Origin of the sequence: Nocardia sp. NPDC051929 (genome assembly GCF_044548645.1) — a bacterium.
Taxonomy (GTDB): domain Bacteria; phylum Actinomycetota; class Actinomycetes; order Mycobacteriales; family Mycobacteriaceae; genus Nocardia; species Nocardia sichangensis.
Map to the genome: position 1 here is coordinate 275823 of NZ_JBIUCG010000008.1, position 18717 is coordinate 294539.

Annotated in this window: 20 protein-coding genes; 15 read left to right on the top strand and 5 right to left on the bottom strand. The window is 66.2% G+C overall.

Going from position 1 to position 18717, the window contains the following annotated elements:
• Positions 1-859 precede the first annotated feature (859 nt).
• A complete protein-coding gene (locus ACIHAX_RS12985; protein WP_364427436.1) occupies positions 860-1177 on the top strand; it encodes a DUF222 domain-containing protein in 318 nt (105 codons plus the stop codon).
• Between the two features lie 470 nt (positions 1178-1647).
• Here the strand turns inward: ACIHAX_RS12985 and ACIHAX_RS12990 are convergent, their stop codons facing one another.
• Positions 1648-1800: a hypothetical protein gene (locus ACIHAX_RS12990; RefSeq protein WP_364427439.1), complete on the bottom strand. Its 153-nt coding sequence runs from the start codon at positions 1798-1800 to the stop codon at positions 1648-1650.
• 13 nt (positions 1801-1813) lie between these two features.
• On the opposite strand from ACIHAX_RS12990, the gene ACIHAX_RS12995 reads away from it, so the two are divergent.
• Positions 1814-2071: a hypothetical protein gene (locus tag ACIHAX_RS12995; RefSeq protein WP_355072520.1), complete on the top strand. Its 258-nt coding sequence runs from the start codon at positions 1814-1816 to the stop codon at positions 2069-2071.
• A 245-nt stretch (positions 2072-2316) separates the two neighbouring features.
• Here the strand turns inward: ACIHAX_RS12995 and sigJ are convergent, their stop codons facing one another.
• Positions 2317-3207, bottom strand: a complete 891-nt coding sequence (sigJ, locus tag ACIHAX_RS13000; protein WP_364427445.1) for an RNA polymerase sigma factor SigJ — start codon at positions 3205-3207, stop codon at positions 2317-2319.
• 138 nt (positions 3208-3345) lie between these two features.
• On the opposite strand from sigJ, the gene ACIHAX_RS13005 reads away from it, so the two are divergent.
• The 3 genes from ACIHAX_RS13005 (at position 3346) to ACIHAX_RS13015 (ending at position 6325) form a co-directional block, all read left to right on the top strand.
• Positions 3346-3924, top strand: a complete 579-nt coding sequence (locus ACIHAX_RS13005; protein ID WP_364427448.1) for an NAD(P)H-dependent oxidoreductase — start codon at positions 3346-3348, stop codon at positions 3922-3924.
• Positions 3925-4033: 109 nt separating this feature from the next.
• On the top strand, positions 4034-4456 hold the full coding sequence (locus ACIHAX_RS13010) for a YybH family protein (protein WP_397277445.1): 423 nt from the start codon (positions 4034-4036) through the stop codon (positions 4454-4456).
• 387 nt (positions 4457-4843) lie between these two features.
• Positions 4844-6325 (top strand): MDR family MFS transporter, encoded by a 1482-nt coding sequence (locus ACIHAX_RS13015; RefSeq protein WP_397277447.1) that lies wholly within the window; start codon positions 4844-4846, stop codon positions 6323-6325.
• A 100-nt stretch (positions 6326-6425) separates the two neighbouring features.
• Here ACIHAX_RS13015 and ACIHAX_RS13020 read toward each other — a convergent pair whose 3' ends face one another.
• The gene (locus tag ACIHAX_RS13020; protein ID WP_355072531.1) at positions 6426-6857 is read right to left on the bottom strand and encodes a hypothetical protein; all 432 of its coding nucleotides are present in this window, start codon (positions 6855-6857) and stop codon (positions 6426-6428) included.
• A 256-nt stretch (positions 6858-7113) separates the two neighbouring features.
• On the opposite strand from ACIHAX_RS13020, the gene ACIHAX_RS13025 reads away from it, so the two are divergent.
• The 8 genes from ACIHAX_RS13025 to ACIHAX_RS13060 all read left to right on the top strand — a co-directional run bounded on the left by ACIHAX_RS13025 (position 7114) and on the right by ACIHAX_RS13060 (position 15352).
• Positions 7114-8361, top strand: a complete 1248-nt coding sequence (locus tag ACIHAX_RS13025; protein WP_355072533.1) for a helix-turn-helix transcriptional regulator — start codon at positions 7114-7116, stop codon at positions 8359-8361.
• 332 nt (positions 8362-8693) lie between these two features.
• A complete protein-coding gene (locus ACIHAX_RS13030; protein WP_397277449.1) occupies positions 8694-9527 on the top strand; it encodes a toll/interleukin-1 receptor domain-containing protein in 834 nt (277 codons plus the stop codon).
• 2 nt (positions 9528-9529) lie between these two features.
• Entirely contained in the window at positions 9530-9856 is a 327-nt protein-coding gene (locus ACIHAX_RS13035; protein WP_355072537.1) for a hypothetical protein, read from the top strand.
• A 35-nt stretch (positions 9857-9891) separates the two neighbouring features.
• A complete protein-coding gene (locus tag ACIHAX_RS13040) occupies positions 9892-10176 on the top strand; it encodes a helix-turn-helix transcriptional regulator (RefSeq protein WP_364427463.1) in 285 nt (94 codons plus the stop codon).
• Between the two features lie 208 nt (positions 10177-10384).
• Positions 10385-11056: a VWA domain-containing protein gene (locus ACIHAX_RS13045; RefSeq protein ID WP_355072540.1), complete on the top strand. Its 672-nt coding sequence runs from the start codon at positions 10385-10387 to the stop codon at positions 11054-11056.
• Entirely contained in the window at positions 11056-12054 is a 999-nt protein-coding gene (locus tag ACIHAX_RS13050; RefSeq protein WP_356965220.1) for a protein phosphatase 2C domain-containing protein, read from the top strand. Before ACIHAX_RS13045 ends, ACIHAX_RS13050 begins: the two co-directional genes overlap by 1 nt.
• Before the next feature lie 11 nt (positions 12055-12065).
• Positions 12066-14111: a hypothetical protein gene (locus tag ACIHAX_RS13055; protein WP_397277451.1), complete on the top strand. Its 2046-nt coding sequence runs from the start codon at positions 12066-12068 to the stop codon at positions 14109-14111.
• 47 nt (positions 14112-14158) lie between these two features.
• Positions 14159-15352 (top strand): serine hydrolase domain-containing protein, encoded by a 1194-nt coding sequence (locus ACIHAX_RS13060; RefSeq protein ID WP_397277453.1) that lies wholly within the window; start codon positions 14159-14161, stop codon positions 15350-15352.
• Here ACIHAX_RS13060 and ACIHAX_RS13065 read toward each other — a convergent pair.
• Entirely contained in the window at positions 15319-16572 is a 1254-nt protein-coding gene (locus tag ACIHAX_RS13065; RefSeq protein WP_397277455.1) for an acyltransferase family protein, read from the bottom strand. The two genes, ACIHAX_RS13060 and ACIHAX_RS13065, sit on opposite strands and share 34 nt — an antisense overlap.
• A 20-nt stretch (positions 16573-16592) precedes the next feature.
• Positions 16593-17477, bottom strand: a complete 885-nt coding sequence (locus tag ACIHAX_RS13070; RefSeq protein WP_397277457.1) for an SGNH/GDSL hydrolase family protein — start codon at positions 17475-17477, stop codon at positions 16593-16595.
• 141 nt (positions 17478-17618) lie between these two features.
• On the opposite strand from ACIHAX_RS13070, the gene ACIHAX_RS13075 reads away from it, so the two are divergent.
• Positions 17619-18014 carry a hypothetical protein gene (locus ACIHAX_RS13075; RefSeq protein ID WP_397277459.1) on the top strand — a complete coding sequence of 132 codons (396 nt, stop codon included), beginning with the start codon at positions 17619-17621 and terminating at the stop codon, positions 18012-18014.
• Between the two features lie 297 nt (positions 18015-18311).
• Positions 18312-18563 carry a CsbD family protein gene (locus tag ACIHAX_RS13080; RefSeq protein ID WP_039804891.1) on the top strand — a complete coding sequence of 84 codons (252 nt, stop codon included), beginning with the start codon at positions 18312-18314 and terminating at the stop codon, positions 18561-18563.
• The last annotated feature ends 154 nt before the right edge of the window (positions 18564-18717 follow it).

Here is an 18717-nt window from a genome sequence, read left to right on the forward strand (position 1 = left end):
GCCGAGCGTGCCTGGTCGATCTCTTTGATGAACCAGTCGAGCACCACATGGACGTCGGTCCGTAGCTGGTTTGGTGGACGCGGTGGAAAGGTGGGTGGCGTCGCTGGTTTCCCGCGCGGTCAGCACTGCACTGTCTACGCCAGTGCGCTGAGCGCATGCGAGCTCGGCCCGGATCCTGCAACCGGTATTGATTGCCAATGAGTAGCTGACCGGGAAGATTGTCGGCGCGCCGCCTTGCGACACGCCGACTTGCTCGTTGCTGCCTGACCTCTTTCTCGCCTGAGTGGGGCATCTGTGTCGACCGCTGCGCTCATTCGACGAACGACACGGAAACGACACGGATTCACTACGAACTGTCGGGATTCAGTGAGAAGTGTCGGGGGATCGAACTCGAGTATCTGCGCAGCTCATGGGGAGTTTTGAGAAGTGTCGGGAAGTATCATCGAACGCTCGTTCGGTCACGGCAGGTTTCTGGTTCGAGTCCAGATGGGGGAGCAAGAATAGGCCTCTGACCAGGAAATATGGTCAGGGGCTTCATTCGTTTGGTCCACTGATCGGACCTCACCAAGAAAACGCCAAGATTCGCCACCGAACGTTTCGTCGACCGGTCGTGTCGAAACCTGACCGAGTCGTCCAACGGCGTCACCATGATGATTCCGAACAGTGAGCCTCGGTGTGAGATCGATGCTGTCTACGCCGAGTGTGATGGGCCGAGGTTCCGGTACGAAAATCAACGCTCATGCCGAATCCGTGCGAATGCGCCGCGCCGCCAGGCCGCCAATAGCGCACCGACAGTGACGCCAGGCTCGGCGTATCGAATTGTCGAACATATGTTCGACACTGAGGTAGGCTGGTTCGGGTGAACAAACATTCGATCGCGGCGGCGCCGGATGCTCCAGCACCGGGATGGCCGGAACTGGCCGATGTCGATTTGCTGCGCACCCTCGTCGAAACCGAACGCCGTCGGAGGCGACTGGATGCTGCCATGCGCGCAGCCGTCGCCGAAGCCGAACGTCGTGGCCTCGCCGCAGACACCGGCTATCGGGACACCGTGGAGCTATTGACTGATCTGCTGCGGATCAGTGCCCACGAAGCGCGCCAGCGAATCGAATACGCGGCTCCGCAGGCCCGCTCGCGTTCCAGAAAGGTATGGAGGGTGCTGGCGGCGGCAAGCTGAGGCCGAGCCCGCTGCCTCGACCTCTGTTCGGAGGGCCGCGAGGACCGACTGCCCGTTCACCGTGTATGCGCGAGCACGGGCCGCGTCCACTGTGGCTCGTTTCGAAACGGCGCAACGTTGGCCAGCAGTTGATCTCGCGAACGCGCGCACATGCCGATGATCGTGTGCGTCGAACTCTGTGGTGCTGATCAGGCCACACCTTGGGAGGGGCTCGGCCATCTCCACGCGTTGAGCAGGTTTCCCCGTCACGGGTGGGGAAGCAAAACGCCCTGCTGTGTAGCAAATTCGGACATTCGACCGATAGGGGACTCGGGTGCGGCGAGCGCGCTTATGTCGAGTTGGAGGTCAACGATGTCTCAGTGGAGGAGAAGTCCGCGCACGGTTCGACAGTCGGTCCTGCTGGCCGCAGTCGCCGGGACGGTGGTGCTTGCTCCGGCCGCGCTGGTCTTACCGGCATTCGCAACCCCTGATCAACCCCCGGCTACTACCGCACCTGTCACCATCGCGCCCGTGACGACGGTGCCGCCGGTGACGACCGCGCCGCCGGTGACGACCGTGCCGCCGGTCACTACCGTGCCGCCGGTGACGACCGTGCCGCCGGTCACCACCGTGCCGCCGGTCACGACCGAACCGCCCGTGACGACTCCGTCATTTCCGAAAACTGTTGAGCCGGAAGATCCCTACGGCCCGGACGGCTTCGATGTCTGGGGGTACGACCGGTGGGGTTACGATCGCTGGGGTTACGACAGGTGGGGCTACGACCGGCAAGGCTACAACGAACGGGGCTACACCTCGCAGGGCTGCGCCCGTTTCGGCGAGGACCGGCCGGACGCCGACCGGCTGGCCTGCGAACTGCGCAGGGCGCGACCTTCCACCGGCAGCGCGGGCAGCTGAAACCCATACCGTTGCGGTTCAACACCTCGCCCATCGACTCGTAGCGCAGACGACCGCGCCGCGGGTCGATGCTGATCCGAGTCGGTTCTGGGGGGGCCGTGTGCGAACCTGCTGGGTACATCGTGATGGACTCGACCGTCGGCAGCACCGCCTTGCTCTGTAAATAGGCCCGTACCGTGCTCGCGCGTCCCTTCAGCGTCAAGAGGCCTGCGGCGATCCGCCGACTCTCGACCCGGAGCAGTCGTTCAGTCCGCTGCCCAGAGGCTGAGTTTCTCCGGATTCCGGATCGCCCAGATGCGGGTGATCCGGTTGTCGGCGATGTCGAAGGCGTAGACCGACACGATGGTGTCGGCGAGCTGCGCCACCAGGCCCGGTTGGCCGTTCACCGTGCGCTCGAGCAACCTCACCTCGGGAGATCGGGCGGCGATTTCGATCCAAGCGCGGGCGATCCGCTCGCCGCCGTTGATCGGGTGCAGGAAGGCCGGGGCCAGGCCGCCGCTGTCGGCGGTCGCGGTCGCGTTCGGATCGAGCAGCCCGATCAGAGCTTCGATGTCCTGTGTCTCCCAGGCACGTTTGAAGTCCCTGATCACCTCGGCGTGCCGGGTTCCCGACGGCCCCTGCGCGGTGCGGATGCGGCGGCGGGCGGAAGAGGCGAGCTGGCGGCAAGCCGCAGGGGTGCGTCCGACGATCTCGGCGACCTCGGCGAAGGAGTAGCGGAAGACATCGTGCAGGACGAACGCGACCCGTTCGGCCGGTGTCATGGAATCGAGGACGACGAGGAACGCCATACTGATCGACTCGTCGAGGGTGACCCGGTCGGCGGGATCAGCAGGGGAGGGACCACCGAGCCATTCGGAACGGTCGGGCAACGGCTCGGGAATCCATTCGCCTACATAACGTTCCCGTCTGGCACGCGCCGAGCCGAGGAGGTCGAGGCAGATGCGGCTGGCGACCGTCGTCAACCAGGCGCCGGGCGCCGCCACCTCCTGCCGCTGCCGCTCGGGCAACGCGTACCAGCGCAGGTAGGTCTCCTGCACCACATCCTCGGCTTCGGCCAACGAGCCGAGCAGCCGGTAGGCGAGATTGATCAGTTGACGGCGTTCACTGATCACCGAGCGCAGGTGCGGGTCGGTCATGGGTATCGGCTCCTTCGGTCGACGCGGGCCCTTACCGAATCGACGAGACAGCGACCCGATTTGTGAGACAGCCTGACATTCCGGACGGCTGTGTCGTCGGAAGGTCGTGACACTTTCAGCGAAGCAGGAGTTCCGGAAATGACCAGAATCGGCATCATTCTCGGCAGTACCCGACCCAACCGTAACGGCTCGCAGGTCGCCCAGTGGGTCCTGGACGTAGCATCGCAGCGCGGCGACGCCGAGTTCGAACTGATCGATCTGCGTGACCACCCGCTGCCGCATCTGGACGAAGCGGTGCCGCCGATGTTCGGCCCGTCCGTCAACACGCATACCCGCGCTTGGGCGGAGCGCATCGCACCGTTCGACGGTTTCGTGGTGGTGACCCCGGAGTACAACGGCGGCGTCCCGGGAGTGCTGAAGAACGCCTTGGACCACCTGTTCGCGGAGTGGACCGACAAGGCGGTCGGATTCGTCTCCTACGGCGTGAACGGCGGCGCCCGCGCGGTGGTGCAGTTGCGGACGGTCTGCAGCACGCTGGGCATGGCCGACGTGGGCTATCAGGTCGCGATCTCGGTGCTCACCGATTTCGAGAACCACACCACCTTCGTACCGGGCGAGCACCATGCCGCCGCCCTCGGCAAAACGCTGGATCAGGTCGTCGCGTGGAGCGTCGCCCTCGCACCTTTGCGCGCCGCTGCCGCGGCCGCCGTCGGGTGATCCCGCAGAAGAGACCGCCTGGCGGCCGGAAATTCATCGAATGGAGGATGCAATGACTGCCAACGATCACGGAGTTGGTCCGGTGGTATCGGCGCCCGCGCAACGCGCAGTGGACGAAGCCGAGATCAGGCGGCGGATCGACAAGTTGGCCGAAGGAATCGGGGCCAAGGATCTCGAGGGCGTGAAGAAGCTCTACGCAACGGACGTCGTCTCCTTCGACGTCGAGCCTCCGCTGCAGCATGTCGGTATCGACGCGAAAGCGAAGAACTGGGCGAACGCGTTCACGTTCTTCCAGGACGTGAACTATGAGGTTCGCGACCTGGCCCTCACCGTGAGCGACGATGTGGCATTCGGCCACGCCTTCGGTCGGCTCAGTGGCACGCTGCAGAACGGGGTGCCGACGAACGGTATGTGGGTCCGGGTCACTCTCTGCTTCCGGAAGATCGACGGCGATTGGCTGATCACGCACGACCAGGCTTCTGTGCCGTTCGATATTTCGACCGGCAAGGGAGTGGCCGACCTCGAGCCCTAGCTGCTGCCTGCCGCGGTAGCCGGGCAATGCCGCCGACACGCCGAGGCCCCGGCGCGAGCGTCGCGTTCGGGGTTGCGGCGGGCAGGTTTTCACTCGGACTCCGTGTCGGGACAGTCCGCGAGCGCGGATCGCCTAGAGTGACCAGGCTCACGATTGGGATTCGCGTAGGGCTGTAGAGGGTCCTGACCAGCGGTTTCCAGTAGGGGTGCTGGGTGTATCGGCAAGAAAACCGGGTGATTTGTGTCGGTGCCGGGCGGAATACTGACCCGCGCCCGATGAGTTCGAGCAGTCGACACCGTCTCTACAGCTGTGGCGCCGGGACGCGATCCGGTGACTCGGCGAAGGGCCACATGTTCTGTCAACGACCCATGCCTCCGGAGGTATCCGATGTCCGCCGCACCATCCGTTCCAGCCTCGGGAGGGCGGACACCGACCGTCATTCGGGTGCTGGTACTCGCTACCTTCGTGGTGATCCTGAACGAGACCATCATGATCAACGCGATTCCGCGCCTGATGGCGGATCTGGCGATCACCGACCGGGCGGCGCAGTGGGTGTCGACGGCGTTCATGCTGACGATGGCGGCGGTCATCCCGACCACCGGCTGGTTCCTGCAGCGCGTGTCGACCCGGCAGGCGTATGCCGCGGCGATGGGCGTCTTCCTGGCCGGTACCGCGTTGTCGGCGGTCGCGCCGTCGTTCGCGGTGCTGCTACTCGGCCGGATCGTGCAGGCCTTCGGCACCGCTGTGATGATGCCGCTGCTGATGACCACTCTGATGACGGTGGTGGCCGAGCACGACCGCGGCAGGGTGATGGGCAATGTCACCCTGGCGATTTCGGTTGCGCCCGCGATGGGGCCGGTGATCTCCGGTGGTGTTCTGCAAATCGCCTCGTGGCGTTGGCTTTTCGTGCTGGTGCTGCCGATCGCGGGTGTCATCACTTGGCTGGGGCTGCGGCAGCTGGAGAACGTCGGTGAACCGCAAGCCGGGCAGATCGATGTGGCCAGCGTGGCGCTGGCGGCGCTCGGGTTCGGCGGACTGGTGTTCGGGCTCAGCCGGTTCGAAAGCGACGACTTCGCGGGCCCGCTCGGCATCGTCGCCGTGGGCTCGGCGCTGATCGCCCTGTTCGTGTGGCGGCAGTTGCGCTTGCAGCGCACCGGTACCCCGCTGCTCGATCTGCGCGTGCTGCTGTCGGCCACCTACACCAAGGCGCTGATCCTGATGTCGGTGGCGTTCATGGCCATGCTCGGGTCGATGATTCTGCTGCCGCTGTACCTGCAGAACCTGCGTGGCCTCAGCCCGTTGGCCACCGGCTTGCTGGTCATGCCGGGCGGATTGGCGATGGGTCTGCTCGGGCCGACCGTCGGCCGCCTGTTCGACCGGTTCGGCGGTCGCTTGCTGGTGATCCCGGGGTCGATCGGAATCGCCATAGCGCTGGCCGGGTTCACTCAGATCTCGATGACCATGCCGTACTGGCAGCTGCTGGCCCTGCACATCCTGCTGATGGTGTCGCTGGCGGCGGCGTTCACCCCGGTGTTCACCCTGGGTCTCGGTGCGCTGCCGCAGCATCTGTACTCGCACGGCAGCTCCATGCTCGGCACCTTGCAGCAGGTCGCCGCGGCGTTCGGCACCGCTCTCGTGGTGACGGTGATGTCGGCGCGCGCCACGTCGCTCGCCGCCGAGGGAAGCGACCTCGTCGCCGCGCATCTCGACGGCATGCGCCTGGCCTTCCTCGTCTCGGCGGCGTTGGCGCTGATCGTGATCGTCATGGCGGTGCTGCTGCCGAACCGGGCCGCCGCGCACGAAGAGGCAGCCCCGGTGGAGTCCGTCGAGGGATCGGAGACCACGGCTCCCGAACTGACCAAGCGCTGAACCGCTTCGATACGGAAGCCCCTGGACGCATCCAGCGCCAGGGGCTTCGCCGTACGCTCCTACATCGGCACTGGTGGCGGGAATGTCCGGACGGCGCCGCTCACCCGCCGACGACCGCGACTACCCGGTAGCCGATGATCAGCGCGGTCAAGACCACGGGAATCGCGGCCACGCTCGGAGTGACGATCGCGCGCGCGAAATCGCGTGCGGGCCGGTCGGAATCGGGAATCATGTCGAACGGGAGCGGCCCGGATGCCAGCGGCTCACGTAGTTGCCGCGCGGCGGATGCGAACAGTTCCCGGTAACGGCGTTCCAGGCTCAGGTAGTAACCGTCGAGACCCCAGAAGATCCAGGCCGGTGCCAGTGCCAGCAATATCAGGCCCGATCCTTGCCGGGCCTGTGTGGTGAGAAGCGCGAATATCACGGAGACGAGGGTCACCGACCATCCGCGCACCGTGAACGACTGCTGGCTCAATCGCGCGATGATCGACTGCAACATCTCGAGGTGCTTGATGCGATGATCCGTATCCATCCTGTCCCCAATTCCCGGCTGGCATAGGCTGATTCGGCGTGTCTCGGCGCCGAATCGCCAGAGTACGGCACGGCGGTGGCGCAGCCGCCCGCCCAGCGGTTGGATTCGCTGACGGCGCGGAGTCGCGGGGGTACACTCGCAGCGACAAGGGGTGTGGTGTTCGGTCGGCCCTGGATCATAGGGGCGGTTGCAGGTTCGCCGAAAATTCGTCGCGCGCGAGAATTTCCGGCTGGCAACGGATTCCGAGGTAATACTTATGGCAAGTGCTGAATTCGGTCGAGAACTGCGCAAGCGTCGACTCGAACAGGGGCTGGCCCTGGGCAAACTCGCCGAACTCGTGCACTACAGCAGGAGTCATCTGAGCAGGGTCGAGAATGGGCAGAAGTCGCCGTCCTCGGCGCTGGCGCGCGCCTGCGACGCGGTCCTGTCCGCGGGAGGCGACCTGCTGGTGCTGGCGCCCTCGGCGGCACAGCCGGACCTGGATCTCGATATCGACGTCGGCGGCTACTCGGATGCCGAGTGGAACGTTCGATTGCACGCGGACGGGTCCGGTGTGTTCCGGATCGGGGACTTCGGCGTGCCGCCGGTGACCGCGTTCCCCGCGACAGCCACCAGCTCCGCCGCCTCGCTACCCGGCTTGAGCGCGCTGTTCGAGGAGATCAAACGCCTCGGCCGGACCAGCAGTCCCAGCCTCGTTTTCCCCATGGCGGTGATACACGAACATGCCGCGGCCGCGTCCGCTCTGCGCAGTGCCGGTGAGCTGCGCAGGCAACTTCTGCTGCACGCCGCCCGTACCGCGGAATTCGCCGGCTGGATGGCCCAGGAATGCGGCGACGAGCGCGGCGCGCTGTGGTGGACGACGCGGGCGGTCGACCACGCTTCCGCCGTCAGCGACGAGCACATGGTCAGCTACGCGCTGGTCCGCAGGGCGGTGCTGAGTCTGTATCGCGGCGATTCCGCCGAGACGACCGATCTCACCGAGCAAGTGCTCGCCGACCACGCCGTCCATCCCCGGATCCGCTGGCTGGCCGCGCTGGGGGCGGCACAGGGCTATGCCATCGGCTTGGACCACTCGAATTCCATGCGAGCGCTGGACGAAGCCGCAAACCTTTACGACGTCGCACATCGCACTGGGGAGAACGAGCTGGGGCCCTCGGCCCTGCACGAGCGCTCTGTCCTCATCGAGGCCTGGTGTCACTACGATTTGGGCAACCTCGAGGACGCCGCCGTACTGTTCGACCGAGCGATGTCGCGGAATCCGCAGCAGTCCGACCGTGACCGGGCGCGGTTCGGCACCCGGCGGGCGTTGGTGTACGCCGCGCTCGGCGACCTGGATCGAGCGTGCGCGTTGATCGCGCCGTTGCTCGACGTCATCAGCGCGGTGGACTCGGTGACAATCCGCGCGGATCTCCTCGATTTCGCCCGTACGGTGGGCCGTTACCGCCGACATGCCGCGCTGCTCGACATCCAACCGGCGCTGATGTCGGTCCTCGCCAAGCGTTGAGTGATCGGTTGTCCGTTGCCGCTGCGAACGGCAACGGACAACCACTGTCGCCGGCCGTCTGCTCGCTGAATGCTGAAGAGCGAGCCGCAGTTCGCGGCCCGGAGGTAGGAAAACGCCGCGGGGGCAAATGATGAGGACGAGAACGCCGCTTCGATGCGTTGCGGCCACGGTGGTAGGACTGTGCCGACCTACGGTGAATCGGCACGGCGCTCGACTTATGCGAAAACCGAGCACATTCGGCGCCGGCCGGGAGGGCGAGTCGACCATAATGGGGAAATAAACCAACCAGAACCTTTCGATCCGGCGGTCAGGGGATACACGCGGTCGGATATATGACCGAACGTTTGCTGTTCGAGTCGCTCAGAGTTCGGTCCGGGTGCAGACTGTTCTCTGAAAACCGTGGTGTTTCGCTCGAGGACGAGATTCGCGACCGTGAGGCATCCGAAGGATGTTACTCGGGGGTGCAACGAACTGGTCGGTTCATCCAAATCGCTCCGTCATCCGCGGCATCTATTCGCAATCGCGCAGCACTGCGCTCGATAAATCGTCCTCGAGAATCGGGTCAACTGATGGAAATATTCCTGAACTACCGCATCGTTGACAGCGTCTACGCGGTCAACGAGATATCGAAGCAGATGGCACGACACCTCGGCAGGGCGCGTGTCTTCCGGGACGTGGATTCGTTGGCCCTGGGTAGGTTGTACGCGCGCAGGATCCGCCGTGCGCTCGAGGAATGCGACACGATGGTGTCGGTGATCGGCTCGTATTGGCTCGACGCACGTGACGAACGCGGACTCCGTCGCATCGATGACGATCGGGACTGGGTGCGTATGGAACTCGTTACCGCGTTCGCGCGCGGGATACCGGTCGTCCCCGTTCTGCTGGACGACACGTCGTTGCCGAGCCCGGACCAGCTTCCGGCGGATATTCGCGCGCTATCGCAATCGCAATACTGGCATATTCGGTACCGAACGGTCGAGGAAGACGTCCGCGGTCTGCTCCGGCACCTTGCTCCGGGGGCCGACATCCGGCCGGACGGGCCGGACCGCGCGGCGCAGCAGGGCCCGCAGAACAATCAGATCAACGTGGCGAAGGACGGCAGTGTCGTACACGCCAATCAGAACGGAACCCAGAACATCTGGCTGGGCGGCCATCACAGGAGATGACGATGCACCCGTCGCCGGGACCGAACAACAATCCCAACACGAACAATCAGATCAATCAGGCCAACAACGGCAGCAGCATCTACGCCAACAACGGCGGTCGGCAGAACATCAATATTCACCAAGGCCCCCGCCGACGCGTCTGGACGTGGTACGTGCTCGCGGGATTGCTGTTACTCGACGTGGGCTTCTTCGTCTACGGCCAGTCCGCGTACACGGCCGAATCCGGGAACTCCGGCGATCTCTCGCGTGCGTTGATATTTTTCGCGCTCTTCGTCGCCACCGTTGCCCTCGTGCGGGTATGTGTGCGTGATCTGTTCGGTCGGCGGTAGGCGCGTGCGATGAATTCTTGTAAAGGAAATGGTTCATGAGTGTCACGTTCGATCACAGAGACGATGCGCTGCCCCCGACATTGGTGCCGCGGAAGCGTCCGGCGCTGAGCAGCAGGGAGATCGAGGTACTGCTGGCGTGGATAGCGTCGGACTCGAAGGTGGAAGTCGCTCGACGGCTGTATATCTCGCTGGGAACGGTGAACACCCACCTGGCCCGGATCAGGGACAAGTACGCAGCGGTCGGCCGGCCCGCGCCGACGAAAGCCGCTCTCGTGGCCCGCGCATTGCAGGACGCGCTGATCGGCATCGATGACCTGTGACCACGGCCTCGGCGGGCAGTCGGGCAAACGGCGGCGTGGCGGCGTGGATATCGCGGAGTGGAAATGCGCTGACGCCGGCGATTCGGGTGGCGCGGAGGAAAACCTTTGGGGCGCAGGGATTTGTCGGTCGAACGGTCGACAGTGAATTACCGTTTGCCCCGGTAGCATTGGCACGCCCGGGTGGCGGGGTGAAAGGGAGTGGCACCTGATGAGTGAACCGAAGGCGACAATTCTTCCGGTATATTTCGTCGCGGACGAATCGTATTCGATGGTCGACGATGTGGCGGATCTGAACGCGGGCCTGTCCAGCTTGCTCGACACCTTGCAGGGCGAATCCATGGCCGCGGCGAAGGTGCGTTTCTGTGTGCTCGGGTTCTCCGATACCGCGGTCTGTCATTTGGAACCGACCGATCTGCGAAATCTGGAAGCCATGCCGGAACTGCGGGCGCGCGGTTCGACGTCGTTCGCGGCGGCGTTCGCCGAATTGACCAACCGGATACCGCGCGACATCGCCGCGCTGAAGTCCGCCGGCTACCTGGTCAATCGACCCGCCGTGTTCTTCCTCACCGACGGTGCGCCGAATCCTGGCGAGGGCTGGGAGACCGAGCACGCGCGGCTGACGAGTTTCGCGGCCCGGCCGAACATTCTGGCGTTCGGCATCGGCCAGGCCGACGCCGATGTGATCCGGCGGGTGGCGACCAACCCGCAGTACGCGTTCATCACCGCGGCCGGCACCGACACCGGCGTCGCGATCTCGAAATTCATCACGGCGCTGACGCAGTCGGTGATCAATTCGGGCCAGGCGTTGGCGACGGGACAGGCGACGCTGCAAGTGGAGAAACCCGATAATTTCGTCTCGCTCGCCGTGGACACGGTGTGATGGGCTTCCTGAGCAAGCGGGGCAAGCGCTTGCCGGATGATCCGGTGCCCGCGGATCCGGCTGTCATCGTGAACCCGGCACCGGCGGACGAGGCGATCGGACCCACCCTTCCGAGCCGCCCGGCGAGCGAGCCGATCGTCGTCGGCGCCCCCACACCGGCGTTCGAGGCGAAGGCCATCGGCACCGAGTACGGCAGGAATCCGTACCGCGCGGACACCATGATCGACGGATGGTCACGCGGACCGTTCACCGTTCGCGCGGCATCGGTGCGTGGTTACCTGCACCGATACAACGGCGTACCCCGTCAGGACGATTTCGCGGTCACCGCGGCGCCGGATCGTGATCGACTGATCGTCGCGGTGGCCGACGGAGTGTCCGCGGCGCGGTATTCGCACATCGGCTCGACCACCGCCGTGCGCTACGCCACCCAGTGGCTGGAAGAGCAGCCAGTGGAGGCGCTCGGCGACATCGGATGGCAATCGCTGTTCCAGAACACCGCGTGGATGCTGACCGAGCGCGCCGCCGCTGTGCTGTCGCTGGCGCAGGCCGATGCCGAGCAGGCCGAGCAGGTGCTGGCGACGACGCTGACGTGTGTGGTGTGTGAGAGCGACGCCGACGGTGCGTTGTCCGCGGTGCTGGCCGGTGTCGGCGACTCCGGTGCCTGGTTGCTGTCGGACGAGCGTTTCGTCCCGGTACTCGGCGGCAAGCAGTCGTCGGACTCCGGGTTGACCTCCTCCGCGGTGAGCGGGCTGCCCAGAGTTCCGAACGAAGTCGAGCCCATCTCGGTGACCGTCGAGCCTGGCCAGGTGTTGCTGGTCGGCACCGACGGATTCGGCGATCCGCTCGGCGGCGGCGACGGCGAGGTCGGGGCATTGTTCGCCTCGGTGCTCGCCGGGCGGGTGCCGTCGCACCTGGAATTCGCGCACACCCTGGATTTCTCGCGGGAGACATTCGACGACGACCGGACATTGGTGGCCATCTGGCCGAGGGTGAACTGACGGGATCGGCAGTGACGCAGCAGCGAGTGAAGGTGGGTCAGCTCGGCCCGTTGACCAAGCTGGCGGCCGGTGGTCAAGGGGTGGTCTTCAGCGCGCCGAGCGCGCGCATGCGGTACGCGAAAGCGGTGGTGTACAAGGAATACAAACCCGTCGTGCTGGCGAATGTGGCGGTCGACGTGTTGGAGGAGATGCCCGCCTACCTCGAATCGCTGCCCTTCGCGGAGGGCATGGACCTGCTCTCCCGGGTCGCGTGGCCGTGCAGGCTGGTCGAGGCGGACAACTCCGCCCAGGTGACCGGGTTCGTGATGCCCGCGATTCCGGACGAGTTCTTCATCAAGATGACCATGTCCTCGGCAGTGCAGTCGAAGACCGCGGAGTTCCAGCATCTGCTCAACGGTGACAGTTTCCTGGCGCGGCGCGGCATTCCGCTGACCGACCGGCACCGCTACGAGTTGCTGGCCGAAGCCGCCGAAGCGCTGACGATTCTGCACCGCCACGACATCGCGGTCGGCGACCTGTCACCGAAGAACCTGCTGTTCTCGTTACAGCCGGATCGGAAGGTGTACTTCATCGACTGCGATGCCATGCGGCTGCGGTCCCGGTCGGTCTCGGCGCAAGTCGAGACTCCGGACTGGGAGGTCGAGGTGGTCAATCCCGGAGAGGAACTGGCGACCGCGCGATCGGATGCCTACAAGTTCGGGTTGCTCGCGCTGCGGCTGCTGGCCGGAGACCAGAGCACCCGCGATCCGAACCGGCTGCCCGCCGCCGTGCCCGCTCCGGTGCGGGGACTCGTCGGCGCGGCCCTGTCGCCCGTACCGGCGCAGCGGCCCCGGCCGGGGGACTGGTTGCCCGCGTTGTCCCAGGCCGCGGCGCGCGCCGCCACCCGCGCGCCGTCGCCTCCGCCACGGACCACACCGCCGCGCGGAGCGGTGGCGCCCGCCATCGTCACACCGGCACCACCGGTGATCATGCCGCCGCCCGCTGGCCGCCGCCCGTGGGCGCCTCGGATTCCGACTCGGGTAAAGGTGATCTCCGCGCTCGCTCTCCTTGTTGTCGTCGTCGGCTTTCTGGCCGGCAAGATGTCCGGCGACAGCGGTCCGAGCGCCGCGGGCAACCGCGCGGCGGCCGTGGCGACCGGACCGACCTCGGTGACCGCCACGATCGCCGTGGGCGCGCAACCCTGGGGCGTCGCGATCGATCCGACCAGCGCGAACTTGTTCGTTACCAACAGCGCAGGCAATTCGGTCTCGGTGATCGACACGAAGACGAATGTCACCGGAGTGGTTACGGCACCGGGAATGGTGAAGCCGACCGCGGTCGCCATAGATTCGGCGGCGGGGCTCGCCTATGTCACGAATGCCGGAAGCGCCTCCGTGTTACTGATCAACACGCGCAATGGGTCTTTTGCGGGAAGTATCCCCGTGGGCGCGGGGCCGTACGGCATCGCCGTCGACTCCGCCTCTCACACCGCTTTCGTCACGAATTTCGAGGCCGACACGGTGTCGGTGATCGACACCCGATCCAGGGTGGTCACCGCGACGATCCGGGTCGGTAGCCATCCGTACGGCGTGGCCGTCGACCCGAGTTCGCACAGCGTCTTCGTCGCCAACGCCGGTCCGCCCGGCGCCGTCGACCACACGGTGTCGGTGATCGACCCCGCCCTACCGGTCGTAGCGGCCACGATCAATGTCGGGAATCAACCTTGGGGCGTGGCGGTCGACTCCGACACGCGCACCGCGTACGTCACCAATCATGCCGACGGCACCGTATCGGTAATCGACATTCGAACCCGCGCGGTCACCGCGACATTGCGCGTCGGGCTCGGACCGGTCGGCGTGGCGGTGGACGGGCCGCGGAAGACGGTGTACGTCACCAACCACGGCCTCGACGATGTGCGTACTGCCAGCGCTGTTTCTCTGATCGACACCCGGACCGGAAAGCCCGACAGCTCGATTCGAGTGGGGAGCCGCCCGCACGGTGTCGTCGTCGATCCGGGCAACCGGACCGTCTACGTCACGAACTTCAGCGACGGCACAGTGTCCGTGATCGGTGACTGATGGCGACGCACAGCTTCCGCCATGGAAGAAGCCGATGGCCGCGGCTCATGGTGGCAGTCGTCGTCGCATACGCCACCGTCGTGGTCGTGGGCGGCGGGTCCGAGCCCGGGGCGCGTGACAACCCGGTGAGCGCCGGGGACTCCACCGCTCTCGGTCGCACGCTGGAGCCCATCGTGCGCGGAGTGCTCGACGCGCACCTCGTTCCGGGCGCGGTGGTCTACGTGCGGACGCGGGACACCGTGTGGCGACAGGCTTTCGGCACGCGAACGGTCGGGCGGAGCGATCCGGTGACCGTCGACGACTTCTTTCGCGTAGGTTCCACCACCAAGACGATGGTCGGCACGGTCGCGCTGCAGCTGGTCGGGGAGGGCAGACTGGCCCTCGATGATCCGGTGTCGAAGTACCGGCGCGGCGTTCCGAACGGCGCCGGCATCACGATCGCCGAGCTGCTGAACATGCGCAGCGGGTTGTTCAGCTATAACGAAGCACCTCAGCTCGCACGAGCGATGGACGACGACCCGGGGCGCACGTGGGAGCCGGAAGAGCTGCTGCGGCTGGGGTTCTCGTCGCCGCCGTATTTCGCCCCCGATGCCGAGTTCCGCTATTCGAATACCAATACGATTCTGTTGGCCTCGGTGCTCGAGCAGATAACCGGTGAGGACATCCGCTCGCTGCTGACGAATCGCATCTTCGTTCCGCTCGGCCTGACGAACACGTCGTTCCCAGCCCTCGGCGACGCGTCCCTACCCATGCCGTCCCCGCACGGATACCTCTACGGCACCAACGAGTCCGCGCTCACGTCACCGCGGTTGCCCGACGACCAGCTCGCCGCGGCTCGCGCGGGATCACTACTGCCGACCGACGTGACGAACCTGGATCCCTCGTGGATCGGGGCCGCGGGCGCGGCGATCTCGACCGCGGCGGATCTGGCTGCCTACGTGCGCGAGCTGGTCGGTGGCGACCGCCTGCTCGGGCCCCCGCTCCAGGCGCAGCGCCTCGACAGCGCGGCTCCGTTGAGCCGGAGCGATCCGGCGGACATCCACTACGGTCTCGGACTCGAGTCGTTCGGACCGCTGCTCGGCCACGACGGGGCGATCCCCGGGTTCCAGACGTTCATGGGCTATGACCCGGTCACCGATATCACCGTCATCGTGTTGTGCACACTGCGCGACGGGCCCGCGGGCGGGCGGCCCGCGAACGAGATCGCCTACGGTTTCGCGCGCACGCTGATCGGCGGCTGATCCGCAGCGGTGGCCGCACGACGTGGCCGGTCACCAGGTGGGCGTCCGGCGAAGCGTCGCATGATGGGCCGGTCCATTCCGTGGTAGATGGCCGCCGCGGCGAGGATCGATACGACCAGTACGACTGTCGCCCACAACGCCCAGCCGCCGATCGAGTAGCGGTGCCCGCCGATGAACAGCCGGGTGACGATCACCATGACCGGAAACTGGATCATGTAGAACGCGTACGAGATGTCACCGAGCCAGACCAGCGGCCGTCTGGCATTGAGGCCGGAGATTCCCGCCAGGTCCCGGGCGGCCAAGGTGGCTATCACCGCCGTCATCGGCGCCACCAGAAGTGCGGACATCTTGTAGTTCACCGGGACGAACCAGGTGGCGCCGTAGGCGAGGACCAGCGCTGTCAACGGTGTGGTCAGCCGCGTATTGCGCCAGAGACCTTCGGCGACGAGACGGGCGGCGATGACTCCGAGGTAGAACTCCGGCAGTCGTGATGCCGGGAAAGGGTAACTGAGCCAATATGACGTCGGGATCGGAATATCGGGCTGCGCGAACCATTGTGGTGAGGCGTGAATTTCGAACTCGGGCGAGACATCGCCGCGCAGCAGCCTCGGCGCGAAGGTGTTGGCGATGCCCTTGGGGCCGTCAGTCCACAGGTAGAAACCGGTGTGCAACGCCAGGATCGCGACCAGCAGCGCCGCCACCGCCCACCACAGCCCGCGTCGCGGAATACGCGCGACCATCGGGTAGGCCAGGGGAAAGCTGAAGTAGAACAGCAACTCCGCGCACAGCGACCAGGACGGGACGTTGAGCCCGCCCACGGTGGTCCACTTCGGCACCCAGGTGTGCACGAGCAGGACATTCGGCGCCCACACCACCGCACGGCCGAGCGGGACGCCTGCCGCGACCACGAACACCAGCACAGCGACCAGATGGGTCGGGTAGATCTTCAGAATTCGGCGGCGATAGAACAACCGCACCGGCATACCTTCGCGAAACGACCAGTAGATGACGAAGCCGGAGAGCACGAAGAAGAAGGTCACCCCCGCAGCGCCCTGCTGCATCGGAGCAAAAGTGTGAATGGTGCGGAACAGCTCCGACTTCTGGAACGGATAGGCCGGGATGAAGACCAACGCGTGCAGGACGAAGACGGCGAAAGCCGCCCACCACCTCGCGCCGGTGAGCGCGGGCAGCTCAACGGCCGGACGATAGTCGGACGGCATGGGCGGGCCGTGCGTCGCGCTCAGAGCCCGAACCGCTGGCGCACCTGCACGGCGACGGCGCCGTTGCCCTGCGCGTTGGGGTGCACCGGGGCGCCGTCGAACGGCGAGTCCGCGCCTGCGAGCCCGCTGATCCACGGCTCCTCCGAGCAACTGGCGTGCCCCGCGGTGATCGCGCGCACGTCGACGAACTCGATGCCGAGCAGCTGCGCGGCGGCACGTTGCGCGTCCTGCAGGCGATCGAGATAAGCGATGTAGCCTTCCGCGCGCGGCTGGACGACCCGTCCGACCACGGCGAGATCCATGCATGCCGCGGGCTGCCCCGGGGGAAAGATCTCCGGGTATCCGACGAGCGCCACCCGCGCGTTCGGGGCGTAGTAACGCACGAACGTGACGACCTCGCGTACGCGGTCCGCGTAGGTCGCGCCGGTCACCGCGTGGTAGTCGGGCAGCCGGTTCTGCTCAGCCGCGTCGAGCCCGCACCCCTCGACGATGTCGAGGAGGCAGTCGGTCGAGGGAAACGCGGTCCCGCTCGACGCACCCCAGATGTCGTTCAGGCCCGCTTGGATCAGGACGGCACGTGTATCGGACCCGAACGCGCCCTGCGCGTGGGCCTTTCGCGTCTGATGCACGAGCGTCCAGCCGTTCCCGGTGTCGATCGTGCCGCCGTTGCAGGACACGTCTACGAATCCGGCGGTGCCGGAGAGTCTTGTCGATATGGCGAGTTTGTTCGGCCAAGAGTTCGGTGACCGAGCGCACCCGTCGTCGGCGTGGCCGAGGACGGGCGCGGTGGCGGTGAACGAGTCGCCGAGGACGACCAGCGTCGCGGCGCCGGCCGGATCGGCCGTGGCGGTCGTGCCGGAGGGCAGGGCGAGCAACGAGATCGCAACGAGCGCCGCGGTGGCCATCGACCTACCTCGGACGGATCTCATCGCACACCCAATCTTTCGACGGCACAGGAGGTTCCAGTATCGCGTCGGGCCGCCGCCCGCCGCTGTCGGTCGAACGGCCGACTGCCGTGGGTACCGCGCCGGCACTAGCGTTGCCTCGTGCCTGCTCTCCGATCCGAATCCCGTCGGTTGCCGCTCGCGTTGGGCATCGTCGCGCTCGCGATCGGCGGATGCGCGCAGCCGTCGGAGTCGGAGCCCGCCGCACCGGCAGCGTCGACGTCGGCCACGAGTCCGACGTCCGCCGCGGCGCCCGCGCCGGTGTCGCCGATCGCTTCGGCGCCTCCGGAGGCTTCTGTTTCGGAGGCGGCTCTGCCGGAACCCGACGCGCCGGAACCCTTGGCCGAGCCCCCTGTCGGCGTACGCGTCCCGCAGCCGCAGCCGCAGCCGCAGCCGCAGCCGCAGCCCGCCGCGCCGCAGCCCAGACCCGCGCCGCAGCAGCCCGCGGAGCCGCCCTCCCTTCCAGACCCCGGTTTCGAGCCGCGTTCCGGGTACTGACCTCCGCGCTGACACATGCCGGAAGAATGGTGGCGAGCGTGCGCGATTCGATTCGGCGGCGCACGCGCGGAGCACGCCATTGCCGGGGAACGCGAAGACTCGGCAAGATATTGCTCGATGAGCGGCCGGATCCCTACGGGAATTGGCGGGCTCCGGGCAGCGGTTCGTACGGCTGTTCGCGTCGCGGTCGCGCGGGAACGAGGGAAGACGACCCGTGGCAGCGCTCACAAGGTGATTGGCTCTGCCGGACCCGGGTATGCGACCCATGTCAGCCGACAAGGAATTGGGAGGTATGTGATGCCCGAGCATCGGAGCGGACCCCTGGAAGCTGTCGAAGGTGTCGTCGAGGACGCCAAGGGGAAGGCGAAGGAAGCCGCTGGCGTCGTCACCGGTGACGAGGACCTGAAGAAAGAGGGTCGCGCACAGCAGGACAAGGCCGAATCGCAGCGCGAGGCGGCGCAGAAGGAAGCCGAGGCCGAAAAGGCCCGTGCGGAAGCAGATCTCGACGAGGCCCGTCAGAGCGCGTACGAGAGCGGCAAGGACGCCTAGGGGGTGTTTCGAAGTAGTTGATGGGGTGGGGCCCCCCCCCCGGGGCCCCCCCCCCCCCCCGGCGCCGGGGGCGGGGGGGGGGGGGGGGTGTTTGTGTGTTGTGGGGGTGTTTGTTTATCGTTATTCGAAAAAAAAAAAAAAAACAATAAAAACA

What these genes read in the sequence shown, in the direction of transcription:
- ACIHAX_RS13070 (WP_397277457.1), bottom strand. Translation starts at nt 17,477, where the DNA reads ATGGCCACCGCGGCGCTCGTTGCGATCTCGTTGCTCGCCCTGCCCTCC.
- ACIHAX_RS13025 (WP_355072533.1), top strand. Translation starts at nt 7,114, where the DNA reads ATGGCAAGTGCTGAATTCGGTCGAGAACTGCGCAAGCGTCGACTCGAA.
- ACIHAX_RS13050 (WP_356965220.1), top strand. Translation starts at nt 11,056, where the DNA reads ATGGGCTTCCTGAGCAAGCGGGGCAAGCGCTTGCCGGATGATCCGGTG.
- ACIHAX_RS13080 (WP_039804891.1), top strand. Translation starts at nt 18,312, where the DNA reads ATGCCCGAGCATCGGAGCGGACCCCTGGAAGCTGTCGAAGGTGTCGTC.
- ACIHAX_RS13060 (WP_397277453.1), top strand. Translation starts at nt 14,159, where the DNA reads ATGGTGGCAGTCGTCGTCGCATACGCCACCGTCGTGGTCGTGGGCGGC.
- ACIHAX_RS13065 (WP_397277455.1), bottom strand. Translation starts at nt 16,572, where the DNA reads ATGCCGTCCGACTATCGTCCGGCCGTTGAGCTGCCCGCGCTCACCGGC.
- ACIHAX_RS13040 (WP_364427463.1), top strand. Translation starts at nt 9,892, where the DNA reads ATGAGTGTCACGTTCGATCACAGAGACGATGCGCTGCCCCCGACATTG.
- ACIHAX_RS13045 (WP_355072540.1), top strand. Translation starts at nt 10,385, where the DNA reads ATGAGTGAACCGAAGGCGACAATTCTTCCGGTATATTTCGTCGCGGAC.
- ACIHAX_RS13020 (WP_355072531.1), bottom strand. Translation starts at nt 6,857, where the DNA reads ATGGATACGGATCATCGCATCAAGCACCTCGAGATGTTGCAGTCGATC.
- ACIHAX_RS13030 (WP_397277449.1), top strand. Translation starts at nt 8,694, where the DNA reads ATGACCGAACGTTTGCTGTTCGAGTCGCTCAGAGTTCGGTCCGGGTGC.
- ACIHAX_RS13035 (WP_355072537.1), top strand. Translation starts at nt 9,530, where the DNA reads ATGCACCCGTCGCCGGGACCGAACAACAATCCCAACACGAACAATCAG.
- sigJ (WP_364427445.1), bottom strand. Translation starts at nt 3,207, where the DNA reads ATGACCGACCCGCACCTGCGCTCGGTGATCAGTGAACGCCGTCAACTG.
- ACIHAX_RS13015 (WP_397277447.1), top strand. Translation starts at nt 4,844, where the DNA reads ATGTCCGCCGCACCATCCGTTCCAGCCTCGGGAGGGCGGACACCGACC.
- ACIHAX_RS13005 (WP_364427448.1), top strand. Translation starts at nt 3,346, where the DNA reads ATGACCAGAATCGGCATCATTCTCGGCAGTACCCGACCCAACCGTAAC.